The sequence below is a fragment of the Ruegeria sp. CDSA020 genome (assembly GCF_059612345.1).
Map to the genome: position 1 here is coordinate 16,619 of NZ_JBXWQK010000004.1, position 22,264 is coordinate 38,882.

Below are 22,264 nucleotides of genomic sequence, written 5' to 3' on the forward strand. Positions count from 1 at the left end.
GATATGGACATCAAAGCCGTTCAAACTTCCTATGCTCGCTGGGCCCCCATCTACGACAAGACGTTTGGGGCAGTTACCAATGTCGGACGGCAGCAGGCGGTTGATTTTATCAATAGACGTCCAGGCAAAGTTCTGGAGGTTGGCGTCGGCACCGGACTTTCGCTGGAACATTACGGGCCCGAAACGCAAGTGACCGGAATCGATTTCAGTGAGGACATGCTGCAAAAAGCGCGCGACAAAGCAAAAGATCTATCGCTGGACCATCTTGTCGAGCTGAGGCAAATGGATGCCCGCACGCTTGATTTTCCCGACAACTATTTCGATACGGTTGCGGCAATGCACGTGCTATCCGTCGTACCGGAACCGGAAAGGGTAATGGCGGAAATAGCGCGGGTCTGTAAACCGGGTGGAAAAGTAGTGATTACCAACCATTTCCAACGAAAGCGGGGGTTGCTCGCATCCTTGGAACGCGCGATTGCTCCGGTCGCAAATACGATTGGCTGGCATTCTGATTTCGATATTGAAACAGTGCTGCAGGAGGATGCGCTTGCCGTAGAGGAGCAAAGAACCCTTCCACCTCTGGGGATGATGACATTTTTGGTACTGAAAAAATCAGTTGTCACGTAACTGTTCGGCAAAAGAACTGGGTACGGCTGCAAACAGGAAACGGAGGACCTAGAATGGCAAACAAGAGACCGAAGCCGGAAGAGATTGTCTCGAAGTTACGGCAAGTTGAAGTTCTGATGGGTCAAGGCATGTCCCGTCTTGATGCGATCAGGCGGATCGGCGTTGTTGAACAAACCTATTACCGCTGGCGGAAGAAGTACGGTGGAATGGGTGTTGATCAATTGAAGGAACTGAAACGGCTTCAGAAAGAGAACGAACGATTGCGACGTGCGGTTTCTGATCTGACGCTGGACAAACTGATCTTGACGGAAGCCACAAAGGATGAAGGGCGGTTAGCAAACCATCCCGTGGATGGTTTGCAGCCCTGAACGCGAAGCCCTACTGAGCCCCGCTCGCCGTCGTGCTTGTATTAATCATGTACGCAACCAGCTGAACGTTTCCGAGAGACGCGCCTGTCGCGTTCTGGGGCAACACCGGTCCACGCAACGGCGCGCCCCACAAGGTCGCGCAGACGAAGGCCGACTGGTGGCCGACATGATCGAGTTGACCCGACAGTACGGCCGATATGGTTATCGCAGGATCGCAGCGCTGCTGAGAGGGGCTGGATGGTCTGTCAGCGATGGGCGAATTGAACGGCTTTGGCGACGAGAGGGGCTGAAAGTGCCAATAAAGCAACCGAAGAAAGGACGGCTCTGGCTAAATGACGGCTCATGCGTTCGGCTACGGCCAGAGTATCGCAACCATGTTTGGTCGTATGACTTCGTTCATTGTCGAACCGACGACGGCAAAGCCTTCAGGACGCTGAACATCCTTGATGAGTACAGCCGGGAATGCTTGGCAATCAGGGTCGAGCGGAAACTGAACTCGACCGATGTAATCGACGTTCTGACAGACCTGTTCATACTTCGCGGCGCGCCCAGTTCATACGTTCTGACAATGGGCCGGAATTTGTCGCCCAGGCGGTCCGAGACTGGATCGCCGCCGTTGGCGCCAAGACGGCTTACATCGAACCTGGCAGCCCGTGGGAGAACGGATATTGTGAAAGCTTCAACGGCCGGGTCAGGGACGAGCTGCTCAACGGTGAGATCTTCTACAGCTTGCGCGAAGCTCAAATCCTGATCGAACAATGGAGGAAACACTACAACACAAAACGTCCCCACAGTGCACTGGGCTACCGCCCGTCAGCTCCCGAAACCATCATCTCAATGGATCACAGGCCAATGATGCACTAACAATCAAATTGAACCAGTCAGATGAGGCTGCTCAACGGGATCACTCAAATTCTTTGCGGAGTTGCACTACCGTTTTTTGGGTTTGCCCAAGTTAGCAACTGATCATTTTGGTGAATCGAACTGTGACAATTATAAGTTTCGACTTTGCACCCCGTACTGCGCCTTCAGTTGCTGAACCGATCCGCAATACACGTCCAAATCAACCTCTGGGGCAATACCGGACACTCGCTCGTTCGTAGAGTGCTGCCAAAACTCCCATTGCGGAGCATTCGGTGCGGGTCTGGCTGCGTATTCTGCCAGCCAGACCGGGTAGTTCCCGAAACCCGATGTCAGCTCGGTCTCCCAGGTGTTCAGATTGGCATATACCATCGGAACCGTTCCGAAAGCCCTCTGAACGCTGGTAAGCCATTCCAGCGCGAGGCTTCGATAGGCCGCCCCCTGTGCCGTCGGGACGCCTTCAAGATCGAGTGTAAATGGCAGGTGCAGAAGGCCGGATTTTCCAACCGGGCCTTTCGAAAGAACAGCCTGCACTGCATCGACAAAATTCGTGACCTGTGGCTTGGCCGGGTGGCTGATGTGAAGCAGGTGGTAGGCGCCGCACAGGATACCCACCTCATTCGCGCCCAGTACATTTGGCTGAAAATACGCATCCTTGATGCTGACGCTTTCGGTCGCCTTTATCAGCGCAAAAGAAACACCCGAGGCTGCGACTTGCGGCCAGTTGATATCCCGCTGATGATCACTGACATCTATCCCTTTTGCCTGCGCCTTATCTGGCGCCGCTTTGGGAATCTGACCCGATGGTTTGCGAAACGACCTTACAATTCTGCCCAGCCTACATGCCATCAGATCGGCCTTTTCTATCTGTCATAACACCGCATCCAACCGACATTTGATCAGCCAATAGACCGAGATGTTGATTGCGCGGGTCTCGGTCTCGCTGGTCAGGGCCGACCCTTTAACGACGTTGCCCGAATTGGATTGGGGTGTGGGGGCTATAACCGGTTCCGGGCCTAACACTCCGTTTGAAACCGTGCTGTCGCTTTGTTCCAGCACATGTTGATGTTGCTGGAGCGCAGACAGTTGCAGCGACCCTACCCCGGCATATTTCTGGTTCTTTTTGTCGGTTCGGTACCTCTGGTCCTGATCCTTATCGACTTTCCCGCCGGGGTCGACCCCGCGCAGAAAATAGCCCTGGTAATCAGGCAGTCGAAACTCTCCGTCCTTGCCTTTACCAAACAGATATCCGATGGCGGCAAACAATTCCGGATAAGCGGAAATCAACAGAGGTGAGCCGTCGCAAACCTTCCAGCCATAATGTTGCAGATCAGTGGTCCCGCCCGCCAGCTTTTTGGATTGTCCCAGAAGCTCCCCGGAAAAAGCGATCACCGCGCCAACCGGCATCCCCAATACCCGGCCCGGAGACGGACCCCAGCCTTGTTGCGGCTCAAGCGGTCCGCCAGGAGCATTTGGTCGGGGCGGGGTCGGAAAGCCTGGCGGTCTCATTCTGAATCCGCCTGACCTGGCAGATCACTATCCGCACTCAGCATGCACATATGCGTGGGCACCTGAACCGACCAGGATTGCGCATTGCCTTCATCGTCTTGTGTATGTTCCGATTTAATCCGGGCCACAATTTCGGCGTCTTCGGGCAAGCAAGGGGCAAGATGGTCTGCATCCGGCCAGATCCGGCCGGTGCGCAGGAAATACAGGAAACTGCGCGCGTGCTTTCTGTCGACCGGCGCCAGAATGCGCACACGGTCAGCGCGCAGAAAATCCCGGAACCGCAGGTCGGGTACGGTCTCGCGCAGGGCAAGATCCGCGGGGTCGCCTGTCAGATCGCTGACTTCGTCCTCGATATCCATAAATGTGGCGATGTCGGACCACCCGACCGTTTGTTGCAGATAGTGCCGGATACGCGGCTTGGCATAATCCGGGGCCACGGCATCTTTCTCGGATCCGCTGAGGGTCAAGATTTGCTCCTGGGCCGCGGACAGGATTTCCGTCGTCACCGCCTTGTTCAGGAACGCAGGGTTCTGAGCCTCAATCGCAGCCACCTGTTGTTCCAGTTTGCGACGATATCCCTCTAGCTGCCGCGCATACGCTTCCTTGATCAGCCTATAGGTTTCGAATTGCCAATCGGAATAAGTCTGCGCCGACCGTTGGCACGTCACTTCAAGAGTTGCCGCAAAGAAACCGGTCAATTCGGATTGCAGATGCATTGGTGCAGGATCGGGAACCGGCATATCCGGCGGAGAGTTGGGCTCGGACGATTGTGTGGCTGCGGTTTGCTTGAGGCTGCACAGAATGGTGAAACCAAGCGGATGGCCTTCATCCGCCGGAGAGGTTCCGGTTCCGAACCCTTTATCCAGCTGGGCGCTCAGCACCTGCGCGCCCGAGGCTTGGCGGACAGGCAGGCGCAGTGGCTGCGGTGACTTGTCCGCATGGCCGTTTGAACCGGGCGGGACGGATTTGCCCCCCGCTTGCTGAGGTTGCAGGGCGACCGACCCCACGATGACATGGGTTTCTGCGGGGGTTCCGACACTCATCACCGAGGCTGTTGCACTGATCGGATCAAAGCCGCCGGGGATCAGCAGGGCGCCTTCGGCCACTGGCGTGTGGCTTTGCACCGTTTGGCTGACCACAAGCTGGGATGGCGGGGCCATTCGGGTCTCTTCCACGCCAAATTCCTGAAACGCATCGAGATAAAAGATCTTGCCATCGTCTGTCTTGCCAGCCTCGTCGGTCAAATCCTGAAACCCGCTTATCCCAAACTCACCTGGAGACTTCGGTGGGCGCAGATCAAGCTGCCAGGACCGGCGAATATGCCGGACAAGATTCTCACCCGGGCTGGGGACCATGATCTCAAAAATCAAAACCTCGCCCAGACTTTTCGTGCGCAAGCGAAAGCTTCTGTTCACCCAGCGATAAATGCCGCGGATATCCGTGCCGTTCCGCCGATTGTCAAAGCGCGTCACATCCGAGTATTCGGTTTCTTCAACTTCGGATAGCTCGCGCGTATGGCGCATTTCGCGTGACAGGTTTCGCACCGTTTTCTCGACGATGTCGCGAGCAAATTTCAGGTCGTTTTTCGCGAAGCCTCCGGCTGGCTGCTCTTGCACCCACCAATTCCCAGTAACACTCATCTTATTGCCATCTGTCGGCATTCCGTACTGGGTGTCGTAAGAGTTGACATGCGTGGTCGAGACATGGTCGGCCAACGTCTTTTGCACCTGATTGATCAGGTCCGAAACCGAGGTATCCTCGTCCCTCCGGGCAATTTTGGTGGTCACATCGGAATGTGCCTCATGGCTTTCGCGGCGCTGCAACCTCCGGTTTCGCGTCTCGCGCATTTCACCGCGCAGGACATTTTCGATACGCTGCACGTCGCCCAATTCATACCCAAGCGGCTGATACCGGATCGAACGGGCAAGCCCGTATGAATAGGCGCGCACCCAGCCGGGCTTTGTCAATTTCAAAGGGATCTGATGATCTGTATCCTTTGCCGCAACCGGCGCAGGCTTTTTCAGCTCGAATATGGAGCCAGGCAAAACCAGCGTCGCATGCATCCAAGCTTTGATCTGTTGCCCGGTGACCGGATCGGTCATCAAACTGGCCTGCCCTCCTTCGGTTGCAGCCAGCGCACGGGTCAGAACGTGATGGGTAGTCAACACCTGAATCAGAACTGCAAGTTCGTCTTTTTGCCAGCCAGCCAAAAGGTTCAGCGCAACGATGCTCTCCCAGATGCGGGCCAGTTCCTTTTGCGCATCCGGTGCATTTGCCAGAACCTTGAATGCGGCCCATCCGCCCAGACGGGCCTTGATCAGATCTGTGATCTGGGCCAGCGAAAATTCCGGCAGCTCTCGCAGAGCCGGCCACAGTTCAGGATATGAACTGAATGGCGGGCCAAGCGTTTCAATCGAGGAGATGAACCCTTTGGGTTTGCCCGGTTCGGCCGCAGGCTGAGCCTTGCCGGATTGCCCCGCATCCGATGCCGGATGGGGCGAACTATCCCCACCTGGTGTCTTGTCGGTGTTCGAGCTTGGATCCACGTAACTAACCGCCAAAGCCTCCTGCCCTGACCTGTCCCCGGATTTTGAAACAAGGCTTTGCAGGAACACGCTGTTCGCCAGGATCTTTTGCGGAACTTCCATGAAACCCGCATCCAGCGCGCCCGGCGCTATCGACGGCCAATGTTTCATATAGATGAAGGGGAACAGCTCATCCCAGCGCAGGTTAGCACCCTGAGTGACCGGGCTCAGCCCTTCGGAATCTGGATCATCGCTGAAGGGATCACTGCCATCTCCGGCGTGATTGTGGCTTGGCTGATCTGGGTCATGCCCGTCATGTCCGCCTGAACCGTTTTGCCCGGTGCCAGAGTTCCCACCATCATCGGCCCCGCCCCCTGCCCCGGAATCGGGCGATGGAATATGGCTTGGCTTGCCAAATTCAGACATGAAACCCTGAAAGCGCCAGACACGACCGGTCTCGGGTTCTTGCAGAGCCAAAGCCCCAAGGACCTGCTGAGACAGCGGCGTACTCAACCCGCTTTGCCAGGTCAGGGTACCGGTCAACCGCTCACCGGTTTCGAACAGCACATTCAGCGGCGTTCTTTCCTTGTACCTCAGAACAGGGCCGCGCACGGCCTTGCCCGGTGTCTTGGTGAAAAAGAACTGGACGGTCACGAATTCCGGGGGATCGGCACCATGCGGATGGGTTTCGAAATTGGCCACCAACTGGTTACGCAGATCCTCGAACGGCGCATCCATCCAAATGAGTTTGGGGTCCTGGCTGGTCATGCCCGTTAAGCGTCTTCCACCGCCAACACGACCTCAAGCTCGCTGATCGCCTGCAGTGAACCCTTGGTCAGCTTGCTGGATTTCAGGCCACTGATTTCCAGACGCTCGATGTCGAGTTGCCAGACATCAACACCGGTATGGATATTGTCAAAGGGCACGTGCGGAAAGAATGCCTCGATCTCGGTGTATTCATACAGGTTGTCCTGAATCACGGCCAACATCGCCGCGCGAGCCTCGGCCAACACCTCAACCATATAGTCGCGAATGCGGTCCAGATCCGCGTCGGACACTTCGGCGAAATAAACCGCGGATCGCGTGCCATCTTCGTCGAAACGGGTCACGACTTCGGTCGCCGGGGCGAGCAATATCTCATGCTCGCCCTCGATTGACACGGGCCCCTTGTCTGCCGCTTCTGGGGGAAGAAACTCGATCAGCGCACCGCAACAATCAATCAGAATTTGCTGGCCGGCTTCGGCAATGAAATTATCATCCTCCCAAAGCTCAATCGCGATTTCAGGATCAACCTGTGCGTATGGCAAAGCATAGCGCCCACCACCCTGTAATTTCTGACCTTCAGGGAAAATCTGCCCCCCATTTCCACGCTGGAAAAAGGTCAGGATAGGTCGACGAAACATCAGAAACCGACCAGAGCGGGTATGTACGAGTGCATAAACCTGAAAGGCCATATGTCTTCTCCTCCGATATGTTAATTCGGGCTGTCGGTGACTTAGTCCAAACCCAATACGCGACGGACGCGGCTCAGTTCGCGGTCATGAACAGTCAGGGCATCCAGAAACAGAGAGACCGCAACCCGGTTATCCGCAGAATACTGCCCGCCCAGAACATGCTCCAGCGCAGCCGGGCAGTGGTCATAGGCATCCGCGATATTGTCGACGCTCAGCGCGCGCATCCCAGTACGCAGAACCTTGTCGCAATAGGCGGCAAAGCTGGCGTTCAGGTCGTTGATCACGATCCGCTCGGTTTTGGGTGAGGTCGACGGCTTGTACGGCTCGTAAAGTGGCACCCAGCTTTCGGCGCGCCCCAGATGGGTCGACGTGGGCGGATAGCCATTGGCGGTCATGAACATCGTACAGCCAAAACACGAGGCCAGCTTGGTGGTACAATCACCAACCGTAATTTCATAAGGCGTGCAATGCGGGCCCAGATGATAGGCCTTGTAGATCGCCTGGATCATACCGTGGGTATAGCCCTTAACGCCTTCGTCCCCGCTTTCATCGACGAAATTCATACCCTGATCAAAGCGCATAATATTGGTGATCTGGTCCGACCGGTTTGTCGCCCCGTGATCGGGTTCCTCTTCCTTCGGAGCATCCTGCGCCAGATCGCCGCCAATGATGCCCCAACCAACGCAGTCATGGTCATGGGTATCGCGACGAACGCGCGGGTTCCACAGGGCAGAATCCTCGGGCGGCAACCACCGAGGGTACCATCCCTCGAAAATATTGTCGTCATGATCGCCCGCATCCAGATCAGGGATATGGAACCGCGCGCTTGGCATCGGACCGACCGGATCGGTGTCGCCTTCGACATTTCCGTTATCGACAAACCCGGTATAGGCCCCCAGCCCGATATACTGATAAGCGGGGTCGCGATCCCTTTGCTTGATCTCATCATATAGCACCTGCCCCTTGTCACTGAGGTGGTGTTCGGGGTGGCGGATATCGCCCTCGGTCGGAGGCTCATGCCCGGCCAAACCATAAACCCCAACGATCACAGCGCCGGCTTTATGATCGACGGCCGTCCCTGCCCTAACCGAATGACCCTGCATGTCGATTTCCAAAGCAGCCAGCTGCCCGATTTTCTGGGCGGCTTGCTGAAGCTGATCCCATTCGCGGGACCATTTGTCGGGTCTCGGCATCTCATCAGAGGGTTCCATCGAAAACTGCACATCGACATTGGCGCGGATCTGTTCGATCGAATGACCTAGGATGGCGGCGGCAACAATATAGTCCGCCTCAAGCTTGGGATCAGCACCGCCGTCGGTCAGAATTCCGGATGTACGTCTGTAAGCCATCAATTCACTCCTCCAAAGTTTCGCCCGCTTGGGGCGTCATGAATATTCAATGTCGTAACCAACAAAATTGATTGGATCGGACTTCGGACCCGGCGTGCCGCCATACATGGCGACGCGCATCGCCTGGACATGGTGAAGATCAAAACTGGCCACACCCGGACCTATTTCCCGGCGGTCGATCCGAAAACCCTGCCGCGTTGTCATATCGGCCGCAAAGTTCAGCCGGTCCGGAGCCCTGACGACACATTTTCCCTGTAAAGGCAGGCGGGCTTCGGTCAGGGGATAGCCACAGCGCACGACCTGCACCTTGTGCAACCGATGCCCTTTTGGAACCGTGATGGTCAGGTCAATCCCGTCGCCTTTGCGCCGGGGTTCGATCGTTGCCTCGCCACAGACAACTTTGCGATCCACCAGAACATCGGGCGAGATATTGCCCTCGCGGGTGACGAACCTGACCGACAGGGTCAGGTCAATCTGAAAGCTTCGGTACCAGCGATACGGGCATTGCAGAACAACCTGCCAGGTTAACGGCCTGATGTGCTGGTCGTGATCCAAACAGTCCCAGAACAGGCCAACCCTGCGCACATTGGGGTTTAATGATCGGTTCTCAAATACGAGTTGGGTTGTCATCGCGCCACCCTGACGAATCTGTGTTATGAACTCGACGGCGGCGGCGACAGCCTCATGATAAAACCGAGCTGTTGAAACCCCGGCTCCAGGCCGGATTTCAGACGCAACCTCAAGAACTTTCCATCCGGCTCGCCACTGATTTTGACGTGGCCGATCACTGTGAAATCTGTTTTCCCCTTATCGCCCGTGGACGGTGGCGTCTTGGGGTCGCTGCTGGGCTTGGGTTTGGCGGGTTTGGGAACTTCAACCCAGCCATCACTGACCGCAAGAGCCTGAATTTTGGATGAAACCCCGTCCTTAGAATATGTGTAGTCAGTGAAGGTGACGGTTACGTCCTCAAATTTCCCGGCATCGTCCACCTTGTACTGGACCGAAATCTGAAGCCCGTTATAGGGGGGCTTGTTGCGCCCGGTCTTATGGAAATCGCCAGATTGCCAAACCTGTTTGATGGGCTTCAAACTGTCTTTCTTGTCCGCGTCATCCTTGGGTTTCGAATCCGGCTTTTTGGGATTCGCGGGCTTTACCGGCGTCGGGGTATCAGCGGCAGCCTTCTGATCGCTGTCTTCGTCGCCCTCAGACCGTTTGCGTTTTAGGGCGATTGTTGTGTCGGCAGTTTTGGTCATGACACACCTCCTTCTTCCATAGCTCCGTCAAGCGGGGTGCATCCTGCGGCGAGTAATCCGCCGCAGGGCACGTTTACGCATTGATGTTTGCCAGCTGGAAATCGAAGGGGGTAGAGTTTTTGCCAGGCCCGCCGCCCGACATCACGATATCAGCGCTTTGGATGCCGAACAGATTGATCTCGGTGTTGATCTGACTGATGATCGCCGAGTCCATGACCTGGCCCTCTTCGATCTGCGACACCACGCCGATATAGATGGTCGGGTGGAACTGAAAGACGCCCTTCTGCCCCGGCGCAAGGTTGGTCTTGGCGGCCAGAAGTTTACCTTCGCGATAGATATTCGCGTTGATCGATCCCATGGTCAGGTTGTTGCGCAGCTCGACCTCATTCGGCGACGTTGCCGGGGTCTTGGCCAGGCGCAAGATATCCCCGCTGGTGTCTTTGACCATTTCGTAGGCCTGACCGTCATAGGCCGTCATCTGCGGCGTATAGTTCCCATAGCTGTCCGAGGCCGAAACCTGAAACTTCAGCGGGTATTTGAAGGGGTGATAATCCAGACGCCCCAGGTTTTTGATGACTTTCCACGCGATAGCGAGTTCGCCGAAATCTTCGGCCACGTTTTGCTGGAAAATAACGATCGATGAATTATTGGCATCATCCGAGTGATTGACCAATCTGAGTTGAATATTTTCGGTAACCAATTTCAGATTCCTTCCATTAGCGGTTCTTGTCGAGAACGACGAAATCGTGAATCAATGCTAGCTGAGAACTCTGTAATTCGATCTTTGCAGGAATCATCATTTCCTTTGATCTTTGCACTGTTAGACCCCTGCCCGCGGTAACCGGTGCACATTTTGGCCAGCCTCGCGCGCGCAGGAGCATGCTCATCCAGGACGTGTTTTGGGTGATGCTTAGTTCATCGAATTGCGATAGCGCCGATACTCCGACGGCGAGACGTCGAATTCCCGTTTGAACGCGGTCGAAAAGTTATTCGCATCCTCGTAGCCAACCCTGAAGGCGATGTCCTGAATGCTGTGCTGCCCCTCAAGAACCAGGGCCGCTGCATAGTTCAACCTGTAGCGCCGAAACCAAGCCATGGGGCCAACGCCGAACTCTTCCTTGAACCGCTTGGACAAGGTGTTCCGGTTTGACCCGACCACTTGTGCCAAGGCGTCAATGCCGCCTGCAAATTCGGGCTCGGTAGAAAGGAAATTACAAGCAGCATTGACCAACGTATCTTTTGAAAAGTAATCGGCAGAGACATTCTGTTTCATCAATGCTCGCGCCGCACTGAATCTGTGCTGGATTTCGCTGGTGACAAATGGATAGGCAATATAGTCGCTGTATCCTTGCGAATATACTTCGGCACGCGCCGTCGACAAACCCAGGTTGATCAGTGCAAAACTGTGCTGGCGCTTATGTGACCCGGCAGGTTTTGGGGCATTGGCCGGCACAAAACGCTTCAGGCACTGACGTACAAAGATTGCTTTTTCATGGTAAGATATGCCTGTGCTTTCTGCATCGTTCGACACGCGGTATCCCATAGACCTTTCAACTATGCTGCGAAATTCGGACAAAAGGCGCGGTGTAAACTCCAAGCAGATCACTCGGTCACGATCATAAGGACTATGCATAAAATTCCCCATCCAAAAAAAACTTCTGAAAATTTTGTAGGGCGCCACGCAGGGTGCGACCTCTGCTGATCTGAAAAATCAACTTGAGTCGCTGTGCCGCCACCACAACTTTCGATTGAGTACAAAAGGTCTGGGAACTTCTGTTAACTTATTCACATATTGCATTATTAGACCAATCCAATACGGCATTAACCATAAATGAATGGCAAATTGCCAAGGGTTCTCCTTGCCAGCCAGACCAAGCTATGCCTTCTTCTGCCAACGCAATGGGAGACATGGCAGATGAGCGAAGCGGTCAAGCTGACACTGGATGAAATACGAAACCTAAGCCTGAACATCCTGTCCGGATCCGGATACGGGCCGGACCATGCAGCGGCCATCGCGGATATGCTGGTCACCTGTCAGATTGATGATTGCCAGTCGCACGGCCTGTTCCGACTGTTCATGTGCAATGACACCATGAAGGCAGGCAAGATTGACGGAAATGTCGCGCCAACCATTACCCAATCAGATAACGCCATCGTTCGGGTCGATGCTCGCGGGGGTATGTCCCTGCTGGCATTTCATGAGGCACTGCCAATTCTGATCGAGAAAACCCGAACCCATGGTATTGCAGCCATGGCCATCAATCGCTGTTTTCATTTCTCTGCCCTCTGGCCCGAAGTGGAGCGGCTATCTGCTGTCGGCCTTGCAGCGATGGCGATGGTACCAAGCCATTCCTGGGTTGCCCCTGCCGGCGGCACCCGCGGTTCGTTGGGCACCAACCCGCTGGCCTTCAGCTGGCCGCGACGAGGCAAGGATCCCTTCACCTTTGACTTCGCAACAAGCGCCTTTGCCCGTGGCGAAATCGAACTCTATCGCCGCGCAGGCAAGCCCCTGCCCGATGGCGTAGCAATCGATAAGGACGGCAACCCAACCAACGATCCGCAGGCTGCGATGGAGGGTGCGATGCTGACCTTCGGCAGCTACAAGGGTTCGGCCCTGTCCATCATGATCGAACTCTTGGCCGGTCCGCTGATCGACGACCTGACCAGCCTGGAAAGCATGGAGTTTGCCGGCAACTCAGGCGGCGCGCCCTATCATGGTGAAATCCTTCTGGCCTTCGATCCGGGGCATTTCAGCGGTGGCCGCATAGACCCGAACGATGCAAGGGCAGAACGCCTGTTCGCTGACATCACCGATCAGGGCGCGCGCCTGCCATCCCAACGCCGGTTTGCCGCCCGGGCCCGTAACACGGAACGCGGATATGTTGAGATTGCCAAAACCCTCTATGACGATCTGCAAGAGTTGGCCCAACAGATTTAGCCCCCTTCCCCTCAGCAAAGCAGCTGGCTAAGAAGTCTCTCCGAACGACTGTCAGGAGGCCCCATTGGACCGCATCGCCCGCACCATCGCCACCGAGATCAACGCCCGACCCGATCAGGTAGGGGCCGCAGTAAAATTGTTGGACGAAGGCGCGACTGTGCCCTTTGTTGCGCGCTACCGCAAAGAAGCGACAGGTGGTTTGGACGATACCCAACTGCGCACCCTGTCAGAACGCCTGACCTATCTGCGCGAATTGGACGCCCGTCGCGCAACCATCCTGAATTCGATCAAGGATCAAGGCAAGCTGACAGACGAACTTGCAAAATCCATTGCGCTGGCTGACACCAAAGCACAGCTGGAAGACATCTACCTGCCCTACAAACCCAAGCGGCGCACCAAGGCAATGATCGCACGCGAGAACGGGTTGGAACCTCTGGCTGACGCAATTCTTGCAGACCGGTCTGTCGATCCCGATACTCTTGCCCAATCCTACCTGTCCGAGGCCGTTCCGACCGGCAAGGATGCCCTGAACGGTGCCCGTGACATTGTCACGGAACGACTAACCGAAAACGCCACCCTGTTAGGCGAACTGCGCAGCTTCATGCAGCGCGAGGCGCTGCTGACCTCGAAGGTGATTGATGGCAAACAACAGGATGGCGCGAAATTCAGTGACTATTTCGACCATTCCGAGCTGTGGGCCAAAACGCCGTCTCATCGGGCTTTGGCGATGCTTCGCGCGTCAAAAGAGGGCATCGTGACATTGGACATCGCGCCGGACCCCGAGACCGGCGCTGCTCGGGCGGAAGCGATCGTCGCATCACATCTGCTAACCCGCACGGATTCAACTGCCGATACTTGGTTACGCAAGGTGGCCGGTTGGACCTGGAGAGTAAAGCTCTCGCTGACGATGATGGTTGACCTGATGGCCGACCTCCGCAGCCGTGCCCAGGACGAGGCGATTTCTGTTTTCTCTCGCAATCTTAAAGACTTACTTTTCTCTGCGCCAGCTGGCGCCCGCCCAACCTTGGGGCTGGACCCTGGAATACGAACAGGTGTCAAAGCAGCGGTTGTCGATGCAACTGGTAAAGTGGTTGCAACTGAAACAATTTACCCGTTCCAACCCAAGAATGACCTTCGAGGCGCGCAGGCCACAATCCTGCGCCTGATCGCCCAGCACGGCATTGAGCTTGTTGCAATCGGCAACGGAACAGCCAGCCGCGAAACCGAAAAGCTGGTCGGCGACACGCTCTTAGATTTGCCCAAAACCGTCACTCCTCCCACCAAAGTCGTGGTCTCGGAAGCCGGAGCATCGGTCTATTCCGCATCCGAACTGGCCGCCCGAGAGTTCCCGGACCTGGATGTTTCCCTTAGGGGCGCAGTTTCAATCGCCCGTCGTTTACAGGACCCCTTGGCGGAACTGGTCAAGATCGAACCCAAATCCATCGGGGTCGGGCAATATCAGCACGATGTGGATCAATATAAGCTTTCGCAATCATTGGCATCTGTCATTGAAGACGTTGTGAACGCCGTTGGCGTTGATCTGAATACTGCTTCTGCCCCATTGCTGTCGCATGTGTCCGGGTTGGGCCCGGGGCTGGCAGAATCCATCGTGTTGCACCGCGACATGAATGGTGCCTTTCAATCTCGTTCAGAGTTGCTGAAGGTGGCGCGCCTTGGTCCCCGCGCGTTCGAACAATGCGCAGGCTTTTTGAGAATACGCGATGGGGCCGAGCCCCTTGATGCGTCTTCCGTGCACCCCGAGGCTTATTCCGTGGCCCGACGCGTTGTCGCCGCATGTGGGCGGGATATTCGGCAAATCCTGGGGAATGAAGGCGCCCTGAAAGGCCTGCGCGCCGAACAGTTTGTCAACGACAGTTTTGGCTTGCCCACGGTTCAGGACATATTCTCCGAGCTTGAAAAACCCGGTCGTGATCCCCGGCCACATTTCAAAACTGCCTCGTTCACTGATGGCGTGGAAGAGATCAGCGATTTGAAACCTGGAATGACCCTGGAGGGCACAGTTACCAATGTCGCGGCATTCGGCGCTTTTGTTGATATCGGTGTTCATCAGGACGGGTTGGTGCATATCAGCCAACTGGCAGATCGGTTTGTCAAAGATCCCCATGATGTCGTCAAAACCGGCCAGGTAGTTAAGGTACGGGTCGTCGAGGTGGATGCGCCGCGAAAACGCATCGGTCTGACGATGCGCAAGGATGGTGGCATTGAAACCCGGCAAAAGCGCGTTCAAAGCAGCGACCAAACGCGGCAAAGCCATACAAAACAAAAAGAATCACAACGCGCAAAAAACGGCAATAATGCGCAGCAGGGGGCGCTTGCAGATGCACTGAAATCTGCGTTCAAAAAACAATAATCTGCTACAGGGTGTGCACCCCCCTGCCCTTACCGCGATCAGTCGAAAGCGTCTGGCTCTAGCTCTTGCCAGAATTCGAAGATTGCGGTTGCATTCAGCCCCGAGCGCCACGCATGCGCTCGGAAATGCTCGCGGTCCAGGTCGTTGTCTAGACCGGCAAGAAACAGTCTTTTATCTGCGTCCCTCTGTGTCGGGTTTCGCCGCGAAACCAGCTCTTCTACGATCGAGAGTTTCCGCGCCCGCTCCTCCCGCTCGGCTACCCGTTCGGCATAGGCTTTGTCTTCAACCGCCACTTGGGCCTGCCTCGCCTGCGCTTCTACCAGTGCTTCGGGGCTGGGCTTCGCTGGCTGTTCCGGTTCAGGTGGCTGATAGTCATCGCGCAATGCGGCCGACAGATAGCCCAATGTGGATTTCACTCCGCCCTTTTGCCTTACGTAATCAAGTTTCTGCGCGACGTAGTCTTCACCATGTTCGGAAATCCACTGTCGGGCCAAACGGTCCGAGACCCCTTGATCACGTAGCTTCGTGTACACCTGCATATTCCGAGCACCGTCGCTGTCATCAATTTCGAACATCGCCTTTTGCGGGTTTCCCTTAATCCGAAAGCGAATATCAGTGACCGTCCGGCCTTTCTTTTGGAACTCGGGTTCGATCAGAATGTCCGAGCTTTTGTTCACCTCGGCAACCGCCGGCTTGATGATCTTAGCGTTGAGATGTTTAAAGCTGGTATAATAGTCGCTGCCATCTACACCCATGAGCTTTCGAAAAACGTCCAAGGCCCACCAACCTGTCGACCCGATGCGCACAAAGCGATAGCAGTTTTCATACAGTGCCAATCCGTGCCCAGAACTAAAGTTGCGCTGAATCTGAACGTTGATCAGCGCATAGATTTTGGGATCATACAGCTTCTGCGCCAGCGCCGGTGAGTAGGCATATTCACAAACACCATTCTTGAGCTTGGCAAAACTCAGCAGAGAGGAAACACCCCATTCCTGACGCCCCTGCTCATCCAACATGTCCCATTCAGCGACAGTCTCGGCCAGGGCGCGCAGGCTTGCACGCAAGGTATCAAAATCGTTCGAGTTATAGCCGACCATCATCGCCAGAGTTCGTGCATCGATGGTATGAGTCTGTGCAGATGTCAGCGCATCATAGGCATTGAGAAGCAGGACATTCGACAGCTTTCGCTGAAGCAATGTCAACTTACCGCTGATGTGAATCGCGGCGACGTTCTTTTTCACCGTTTCCCTTCGCAAGGCTCCGGAAAGGTGATCCATGTCTATTTGTGTTTCCGGCATGATTCTGCCTGACTGCTCTTTTTTTGCATTTCTGCCATGAAAGGTACCTATCAATCAACTTCTATTAGGTGCCCAAATACAGGATCTGGCTCATCCCGAATACGGGTACCCTAAACAGATATACCGAAACTTATCCCCAGACCCATCATCGCGAGCCCGTCATAAGAACGACTCAGACAGGATCGAACGTACTAGAAACGGCTTTGTAAGTGTCTAATAGCGTCGAAGATCCACGTCCCTGCGAATCGGTGCCCTTGTTCCTGTCGAATGGTTCCCTTGGTCCCGTATCTGGGCACCTTTGATCCCGGAATCGGATACCCTAGGAACTGTAAATGGGTCCCTAAGGTGATCTAACTTGTTGTTATAATTATCATATTCTTAATCTAAATCTCTTAAAGACTCTATAAATAATAAACTCTTTGTTGGCGTGCTCTCTCATTTTTCTAGAGTTTCGTGGCGAAACCCAGCCTTGCGCGCAAAAACTGTGGAAAACTTCCGATCGCAGGATAGCTTTAGAAGATAATGTTCGCTACATTCCTAAATATACGCCGCTAAGGCGAACATCTTCTGAGGCAACGACAGTGAACAAATCAAACCAACCTCCGCTACCGCCATATCTGAATCTTGATCCCGCAACAGCGGCCGGGAAGTTACCTGATCCTATAGGAACCTCTCGATTCGCAAAAGCAGCGGCATTCTGCGCCAAAGGCCGTGAGGATCTTGCTCGCCGAGGTTATGCTCCTGATGGGGAAAAGCGGCTGCGTAGGTTTTCAATTTGGGAAATAACTAAGTACCTAATTCCGGTTGCACCTGCGCATCTCCGCCGTGTCCTCAAAGCACATCCTGATCTTCCTCAAGGCGAAGGAGAAGCCGGTTCAAAATGGTTCACTTTGGAAGAGGTCCTGACCTTGCGCCAGCATTTTGCGGCTGAAGGCGTCAGCACGAAGGAGTATCTTCCCTACCGGCCTGAAGGGCTTCCGGCTAAGGTTGTTTCCGTTGCAAATTTCAAAGGCGGCGTTGGAAAAACCTCGACCGCGGCCCATCTGGCTATGTCCGCCGCCTTGGACGGGTACAAAGTTCTGGTAATCGACCTCGACAGCCAAGGATCCATGACGTCGATCCTTGGCGGGTCCGTCGCAGATGAATGGCAAACTGTGTTCCCCTTGATCGCGAAGGACTATGCTCGGGCGGTGCAGGAGGAAAACCGCGTGCGCAATGCGGCAGGTCAACCTGAAATTCCATTGGATGAGACCTTGCAAGAGGCGCTTAAAACGACCCCTGGCGATGTAATTCAGAACACCCATTGGCCAAATATTGATCTGATAGGTGCGCAGTTGAACCTTTACTGGGCCGAGTTCCAGATCCCAGTGTGGAGGATGGGGCTGAGAAGTTGGCCTTTGTGGGATGGCCTGACCAATTTCCTCGAGGATGAAGGGATCCTCAACGATTATGACATCGTCTTTCTCGATACGCCTCCTGCACTTGGGTACCTTACGATCAATGCACTGGCTGCTGCAGATATCCTTCTGGTTCCGCTTGGAGCTTCGTTTTTGGAGTTTGATTCAACGGGTCGGTTCTTTGACATGCTCTATACGACCTTCGCCAGTATCGAGGATGGTGAAAACACGGCACAGCGTGCAGCTGGCTTGCCCGAGCTCAAGTTCGAATGGGATGTTGTCCGCGCAATCATCACCCGGTTTGACGCAAGTCAGCAGACCGATATGGCAAATGTAATTCAGGCCTATTTCGGGGATTTCATGAATGCCTACCGGCAAGACTATACCGCTTTGGTCGGGCAGGCGGGTGAGCAGGTGAATGGGATCTACGAAGCCGACTACCGCGATTTTAACCGGGACACATATGTTCGGGGTCGGGAGACGTTTGACCGGACTTACGCAGAATTCAAAGAAGTCCTGATCGGTTGCTGGTGGCGCGACGCTCAGATGGGAGGAGAGGCAGATGGCTAAACGCAGAAGACTGACCGCACCGGATACAACAGAGCTCGAACAGCTTGAAGCGGGTTTCGCCGCGAAACCGTCGATCAGCCCGTTTGAAGCAAGCTCGTCCGCACCTCCGATAGCTCAGGTTGCGGCGGAGGCCGCCACTTTGGGTGGCATGGCGTCCGTGACAGACAGGGTCGCTTTGGCCCAGGACCAAGGTGATGCAGCTCGATGGCGCGATGCACAAACCGCCGGTTTGATTGCGGAAAAAATATCGGTGGATCAGATTGATCCGGATTTTATCCGCCGTGACCGGATGGTTGAAGACGAAGAAGCCATGGCGGAACTGTTGGAATCGTTGCGCGTTCACGGCTTGAGAACGCCAATCGAGGTGAGCCGGGTCGGTGACAGTTTTGGTCTGATCTCGGGCTATCGGCGTCTGGAGGCCTTCAAGCGGCTGTCCCAAAGTGATGCTCGGTTCACCGAGATTCCTGCATTTGTCCGTGAGGCTGGAACGGGGCAGGGCGCTTACGTCTCGATGGTGGAAGAGAATGAGCTGCGCTCGAACCTCAGCCCTTATGAACGCGGGCGCGTCGCGGTTCTGGCGGCAGGGCAGGGGGTTTTTGCTTCAACCGAGGCCGCTGTCGATGTGCTTTTTGCTGCAGCGTCCAAAGCCAAACGGTCCAAGGTCCGTAGCTTTGCTATGGTGCATGAAGCGTTGGGGGATTTGCTGCAGCATCCCGTGTCGTTATCAGAAAAGGCCGGGCTCAAGCTTGCTTCGGCATTGCGGGACGGGGCACAAACCAGATTGCGTCAGGCATTGGCTGGCGCCGGCCCGTTGGATTCCAAATCCGAATGGGGTCTGCTTGAAACTGCGATCAAGGGCGTGCCGGACGCGAAAAAAGCTAAATCGCGCGGCGGGCGCCCGCAGCAGGTGCAACGCTTGACACCGGTTATCATTCCCACAGGCGGCACAATTCAGGCGGAGGTGACATCTGGGGAACTCCGCCTCAGGATACGCGGGCGGGAAATTTCAGTTGATGAGGCTCAAAAACTGATCGACCAGATTGGCAACCATCTGGGTTAGTCCTTTGACGAGACCGGGATAGGTCGGTCTCGTCGCCAAACAAATCAAAGAGCTGACTGGATTGGTTAGCAGAGGTGAATTCTACTACCGTCAAGGTAATGATCAAAATGTGGAAAAAATGATCATTATGAATTCAAGATCCTTTGGAGGTGCTCGCTAGAGGAATTTGGGTAAATGCTGATGTCGCTAAGTTAAACGGTTACATTGCAACGCCAAGAACAGCAGCTCTCGAACCCGCTTTGGTCACGGCTGATCACCGGTTTCATCTGCGAAACCGCAGATAGAACTGTCGGTTCCTAAAGTAGATTGATGGGCCAATTACCTGCTGATTTATGTTTGTTTTCAGTCATGTCCGCATTTCCTGGTCGAGTGAAAGAACAAAACCAGACCTTATTTGGGAACTTGCTGATAAAAGAAAAATGATAAATAAACCGAGCTATCGCAAATTTTTCTTGGTGGTAAATGCCGTCGAACCAGATAAGTCTAACCTGGCTGCGTAGCTTTGAAGCCGCGGCCCGACATCTGAATTTTACCAGTGCAAGCGTCGAATTGGGGCTGACGCAGGCTGCCGTCAGCCTGCACATCCGATCGTTGGAACAGCAGTTGCAGCACAAGTTATTTGTGAGGCGCGCAAGACACCTGTCTCTCACAGAGCTTGGTCAGGCTTATTGCTCAACTGTCCGGCAGGCGCTTGCTGATATCGATATGGCCTCGGCAAACCTTTTCGGGTCGATGGCGACGAAGACAGTTACGATCAAGGCGCCGATATCGACCGCTTCACTTTGGCTTGCGCCCCGTCTTCCGTCGTTCAAGAAAGACCACCCGACGATAAATCTTCGCCTTGTGACAAATATCTGGACCGAGACCACCAATTTAGAAGAGATCGACGTAGAGCTGCGTTTGGGTCGTGGCAACTGGACCGACGCACTCTCCGAGAAACTCTCTGATGAAACGATCGTCCCGATATGCGCCAAAGGCCGGAAGAACAGTGCAAAGCAAGTGCAGAATCTGCTGTCTGGTCCATTTGTTCACATATTGGGCCATGAAGGCCATTGGGAAAGATACTTGAGCGCATATGATTGCACCAAGCCGCAAGACGCCCCGCAATACTTGGTAGACACAACCATTTCGGCGCTGCAACTTGTCGCGAGTGGCGGTGGCTATGCCCTAGTGTTCTCGCGACTGGTCAATGCCGAAAATGGGCTCGCCTCGGGCGTTCGATTTGCCGGTAAACCGCTGCCACACCCGGATGCACATTTCCTAATGCAACCTGTTTCCAAAAAAGCTGTACGACCAGAGGTCGAGATCTTTGTAGACTGGTTGCGTAAGCAGTTTAAAGAAGATGTTTGATCTTGGGATGAAAACAGATTTTGCAGCGAGAGGGACGGTTTTGTCGACCACGATCTGCAACGGAATGCCATTGTTGGCCAATGCCTCCGCGAAGAATTGTTTGGCCGCCGCGGTATCGCGACTTTCAGACGGCATAAAATCAAGGGTTTCGCCGTCGCGATCAACAGCCCGATACCGATACATCCAATGGCCGCGCACTTTGAGATAGGTTTCGTCCATGTGCCATGAAACTGCACTAGGGCGCTTGCATTTGTGCGTCTCAATCTTGACCTGGGGCGAGAATTTCACCACCCAATCTGCTGATTGTCACATGATCAACCGCAACGCCCCGCTCTGCCAATATCTGCTCCAGATCGCGTTAAGACGCTGAATATGGTGAGTAAAAGTAGATTGCGTGAACAACGATGTGCTTTGGAAAATGGCATTCATTGAACGAGAGCGTGTTGAGCGTCCGCTTTGCAGATTGACTCACGCATCATGCCGGTCGGGGTTATTCCAGGCAATCAAGTTGAAAAGTTTGCGGCAGAGCCTGCAGGAGAAATTCCACCCGACTAAATCGGCAACCCGGTGCTTCAGGTGCTACTAGATGCGTTGAAAGATTAACTGCCGGGATTGAGGGTTTCTGCCAGCCCGTGGATAGGTGCCATTTGGTCGGGTAACCGATTTCAATGGCCAAAAAGTGCTGCATAGAGTCCGAATGCCCCGACGGCGATGAGGCTGAGTGCCCAAACGACATCAAGATTGAACCATGTCTTTGAGAGGAACCTGAGCCCCAGCCAAAGGTAGATCACAACTGCGATGGTGCCGCCAGCAATTGTCATCGACAACGTGTGTACTGCTGCAACAAGAAACGCAGTCGTCACGTTGCTGCTCATAAGTGTTTGTGCTGCGGCATGACCGGTTTCGTTCGCTCCAATCGCACAGATGCCCAGAAAAATCGGCACCAGCATCAAACCAGCCCCATGCGCCATCGCAGCGAGGAATGACCAGAGCGCCAACCGGGCAGGGTGCACGCGCGCCAGAATTTTCGGATGTCTTCGGTTGATCAGCAGATAGAGGCCCATGGCGATAACCAAAAGCCCGGCGACCACGCGGATTTGAACTTCCCACTGAACAAGGAACATCATCAGTGAGAATGGCAACAAGATGCCAATCATCGCGAGGAAATGCCCCGTGGCCAACATTGCCAGCGCTTTTGGCAGGGCGCTGTGCTTTCGCTCCATCAACGCCGCCGAAACGGCCAGCGGCCAACCCATGCCGGGGTTGATACCGTGGTAGAGTCCAGAAAAAATGACAGCCCACCAAAGGGCTGTCATTGTTGTTATGTCGCCCAT

Annotated in this window: 18 protein-coding genes and 1 pseudogene; 7 read left to right on the forward strand and 12 right to left on the reverse strand. The window is 54.8% G+C overall.

Going from position 1 to position 22,264, the window contains the following annotated elements:
- Positions 1–3 precede the first annotated feature (3 nt).
- Together AC2FJW_RS07690 and AC2FJW_RS07695 are read left to right on the forward strand one after the other, a co-directional pair.
- Complete coding sequence (locus AC2FJW_RS07690) at positions 4–627, forward strand: class I SAM-dependent methyltransferase (RefSeq protein WP_496749712.1); 624 nt, start codon at positions 4–6, stop codon at positions 625–627.
- Positions 628–680: 53 nt separating this feature from the next.
- Positions 681–1,859: pseudogene (locus AC2FJW_RS07695) on the forward strand (IS3 family transposase).
- A gap of 129 nt (positions 1,860–1,988) precedes the next feature.
- Here AC2FJW_RS07695 and AC2FJW_RS07700 read toward each other — a convergent pair.
- The 9 genes from AC2FJW_RS07700 to AC2FJW_RS07740 form a co-directional block, all read right to left on the reverse strand.
- Positions 1,989–2,705, reverse strand: coding sequence for a glycoside hydrolase family 25 protein (locus AC2FJW_RS07700; RefSeq protein WP_496749713.1), 717 nt, complete (start codon positions 2,703–2,705; stop codon positions 1,989–1,991).
- Between the two features lie 21 nt (positions 2,706–2,726).
- Positions 2,727–3,365 carry a tail fiber protein gene (locus tag AC2FJW_RS07705; RefSeq protein WP_496702403.1) on the reverse strand — a complete coding sequence of 213 codons (639 nt, stop codon included), beginning with the start codon at positions 3,363–3,365 and terminating at the stop codon, positions 2,727–2,729.
- Complete coding sequence (locus AC2FJW_RS07710) at positions 3,362–6,658, reverse strand: hypothetical protein (protein WP_496749714.1); 3,297 nt, start codon at positions 6,656–6,658, stop codon at positions 3,362–3,364. Before AC2FJW_RS07710 ends, AC2FJW_RS07705 begins: the two co-directional genes overlap by 4 nt.
- Before the next feature lie 5 nt (positions 6,659–6,663).
- The gene (locus tag AC2FJW_RS07715; RefSeq protein WP_496749715.1) at positions 6,664–7,344 is read right to left on the reverse strand and encodes a hypothetical protein; all 681 of its coding nucleotides are present in this window, start codon (positions 7,342–7,344) and stop codon (positions 6,664–6,666) included.
- 41 nt (positions 7,345–7,385) lie between these two features.
- Positions 7,386–8,693 carry a hypothetical protein gene (locus tag AC2FJW_RS07720; RefSeq protein WP_496749717.1) on the reverse strand — a complete coding sequence of 436 codons (1,308 nt, stop codon included), beginning with the start codon at positions 8,691–8,693 and terminating at the stop codon, positions 7,386–7,388.
- Positions 8,694–8,729: 36 nt separating this feature from the next.
- Positions 8,730–9,323 carry a hypothetical protein gene (locus AC2FJW_RS07725; RefSeq protein WP_496749719.1) on the reverse strand — a complete coding sequence of 198 codons (594 nt, stop codon included), beginning with the start codon at positions 9,321–9,323 and terminating at the stop codon, positions 8,730–8,732.
- 23 nt (positions 9,324–9,346) lie between these two features.
- Positions 9,347–9,946, reverse strand: coding sequence for a hypothetical protein (locus AC2FJW_RS07730; RefSeq protein WP_496749721.1), 600 nt, complete (start codon positions 9,944–9,946; stop codon positions 9,347–9,349).
- A gap of 73 nt (positions 9,947–10,019) precedes the next feature.
- Positions 10,020–10,646 (reverse strand): hypothetical protein, encoded by a 627-nt coding sequence (locus AC2FJW_RS07735; protein ID WP_142640307.1) that lies wholly within the window; start codon positions 10,644–10,646, stop codon positions 10,020–10,022.
- A gap of 210 nt (positions 10,647–10,856) precedes the next feature.
- Positions 10,857–11,489: a helix-turn-helix transcriptional regulator gene (locus AC2FJW_RS07740; RefSeq protein ID WP_496749722.1), complete on the reverse strand. Its 633-nt coding sequence runs from the start codon at positions 11,487–11,489 to the stop codon at positions 10,857–10,859.
- A gap of 372 nt (positions 11,490–11,861) precedes the next feature.
- On the opposite strand from AC2FJW_RS07740, the gene AC2FJW_RS07745 reads away from it, so the two are divergent.
- Both AC2FJW_RS07745 and AC2FJW_RS07750 read left to right on the forward strand, forming a co-directional pair.
- Complete coding sequence (locus tag AC2FJW_RS07745) at positions 11,862–12,884, forward strand: Ldh family oxidoreductase (protein ID WP_496749723.1); 1,023 nt, start codon at positions 11,862–11,864, stop codon at positions 12,882–12,884.
- Between the two features lie 64 nt (positions 12,885–12,948).
- On the forward strand, positions 12,949–15,255 hold the full coding sequence (locus AC2FJW_RS07750) for a Tex family protein (protein WP_496749724.1): 2,307 nt from the start codon (positions 12,949–12,951) through the stop codon (positions 15,253–15,255).
- Positions 15,256–15,293: 38 nt separating this feature from the next.
- Here AC2FJW_RS07750 and AC2FJW_RS07755 read toward each other — a convergent pair whose 3' ends face one another.
- The gene (locus AC2FJW_RS07755) at positions 15,294–16,553 is read right to left on the reverse strand and encodes a replication initiation protein (RefSeq protein ID WP_496749725.1); all 1,260 of its coding nucleotides are present in this window, start codon (positions 16,551–16,553) and stop codon (positions 15,294–15,296) included.
- A 581-nt stretch (positions 16,554–17,134) separates the two neighbouring features.
- Here AC2FJW_RS07755 and AC2FJW_RS07760 point away from each other — a divergent pair.
- From AC2FJW_RS07760 to AC2FJW_RS07770, 3 genes are all read left to right on the forward strand, one after another.
- On the forward strand, positions 17,135–18,520 hold the full coding sequence (locus AC2FJW_RS07760) for an AAA family ATPase (protein ID WP_496691397.1): 1,386 nt from the start codon (positions 17,135–17,137) through the stop codon (positions 18,518–18,520).
- The gene (locus AC2FJW_RS07765; RefSeq protein ID WP_496749727.1) at positions 18,513–19,580 is read left to right on the forward strand and encodes a ParB/RepB/Spo0J family partition protein; all 1,068 of its coding nucleotides are present in this window, start codon (positions 18,513–18,515) and stop codon (positions 19,578–19,580) included. Before AC2FJW_RS07760 ends, AC2FJW_RS07765 begins: the two co-directional genes overlap by 8 nt.
- Positions 19,581–20,042: 462 nt before the next feature.
- Positions 20,043–20,930, forward strand: a complete 888-nt coding sequence (locus tag AC2FJW_RS07770; protein WP_496749728.1) for a LysR family transcriptional regulator — start codon at positions 20,043–20,045, stop codon at positions 20,928–20,930.
- Here AC2FJW_RS07770 and AC2FJW_RS07775 read toward each other — a convergent pair.
- Together AC2FJW_RS07775 and AC2FJW_RS07780 are read right to left on the reverse strand one after the other, a co-directional pair.
- Positions 20,841–21,149, reverse strand: a complete 309-nt coding sequence (locus tag AC2FJW_RS07775) for a DDE-type integrase/transposase/recombinase (protein ID WP_496749730.1) — start codon at positions 21,147–21,149, stop codon at positions 20,841–20,843. The two genes, AC2FJW_RS07770 and AC2FJW_RS07775, sit on opposite strands and share 90 nt — an antisense overlap.
- Before the next feature lie 446 nt (positions 21,150–21,595).
- On the reverse strand, positions 21,596–22,264 hold the full coding sequence (locus tag AC2FJW_RS07780; protein WP_496691393.1) for a hypothetical protein: 669 nt from the start codon (positions 22,262–22,264) through the stop codon (positions 21,596–21,598).

What these genes read in the sequence shown, in the direction of transcription:
- AC2FJW_RS07690 (WP_496749712.1), top strand. Translation starts at nt 4, where the DNA reads ATGGACATCAAAGCCGTTCAAACTTCCTATGCTCGCTGGGCCCCCATC.
- AC2FJW_RS07700 (WP_496749713.1), bottom strand. Translation starts at nt 2,705, where the DNA reads ATGGCATGTAGGCTGGGCAGAATTGTAAGGTCGTTTCGCAAACCATCG.
- AC2FJW_RS07705 (WP_496702403.1), bottom strand. Translation starts at nt 3,365, where the DNA reads ATGAGACCGCCAGGCTTTCCGACCCCGCCCCGACCAAATGCTCCTGGC.
- AC2FJW_RS07710 (WP_496749714.1), bottom strand. Translation starts at nt 6,658, where the DNA reads ATGACCAGCCAGGACCCCAAACTCATTTGGATGGATGCGCCGTTCGAG.
- AC2FJW_RS07715 (WP_496749715.1), bottom strand. Translation starts at nt 7,344, where the DNA reads ATGGCCTTTCAGGTTTATGCACTCGTACATACCCGCTCTGGTCGGTTT.
- AC2FJW_RS07720 (WP_496749717.1), bottom strand. Translation starts at nt 8,693, where the DNA reads ATGGCTTACAGACGTACATCCGGAATTCTGACCGACGGCGGTGCTGAT.
- AC2FJW_RS07725 (WP_496749719.1), bottom strand. Translation starts at nt 9,323, where the DNA reads ATGACAACCCAACTCGTATTTGAGAACCGATCATTAAACCCCAATGTG.
- AC2FJW_RS07730 (WP_496749721.1), bottom strand. Translation starts at nt 9,946, where the DNA reads ATGACCAAAACTGCCGACACAACAATCGCCCTAAAACGCAAACGGTCT.
- AC2FJW_RS07740 (WP_496749722.1), bottom strand. Translation starts at nt 11,489, where the DNA reads ATGGGATACCGCGTGTCGAACGATGCAGAAAGCACAGGCATATCTTAC.
- AC2FJW_RS07745 (WP_496749723.1), top strand. Translation starts at nt 11,862, where the DNA reads ATGAGCGAAGCGGTCAAGCTGACACTGGATGAAATACGAAACCTAAGC.
- AC2FJW_RS07755 (WP_496749725.1), bottom strand. Translation starts at nt 16,553, where the DNA reads ATGCCGGAAACACAAATAGACATGGATCACCTTTCCGGAGCCTTGCGA.
- AC2FJW_RS07765 (WP_496749727.1), top strand. Translation starts at nt 18,513, where the DNA reads ATGGCTAAACGCAGAAGACTGACCGCACCGGATACAACAGAGCTCGAA.
- AC2FJW_RS07770 (WP_496749728.1), top strand. Translation starts at nt 20,043, where the DNA reads ATGCCGTCGAACCAGATAAGTCTAACCTGGCTGCGTAGCTTTGAAGCC.
- AC2FJW_RS07775 (WP_496749730.1), bottom strand. Translation starts at nt 21,149, where the DNA reads ATGGACGAAACCTATCTCAAAGTGCGCGGCCATTGGATGTATCGGTAT.
- AC2FJW_RS07780 (WP_496691393.1), bottom strand. Translation starts at nt 22,264, where the DNA reads ATGGGCGACATAACAACAATGACAGCCCTTTGGTGGGCTGTCATTTTT.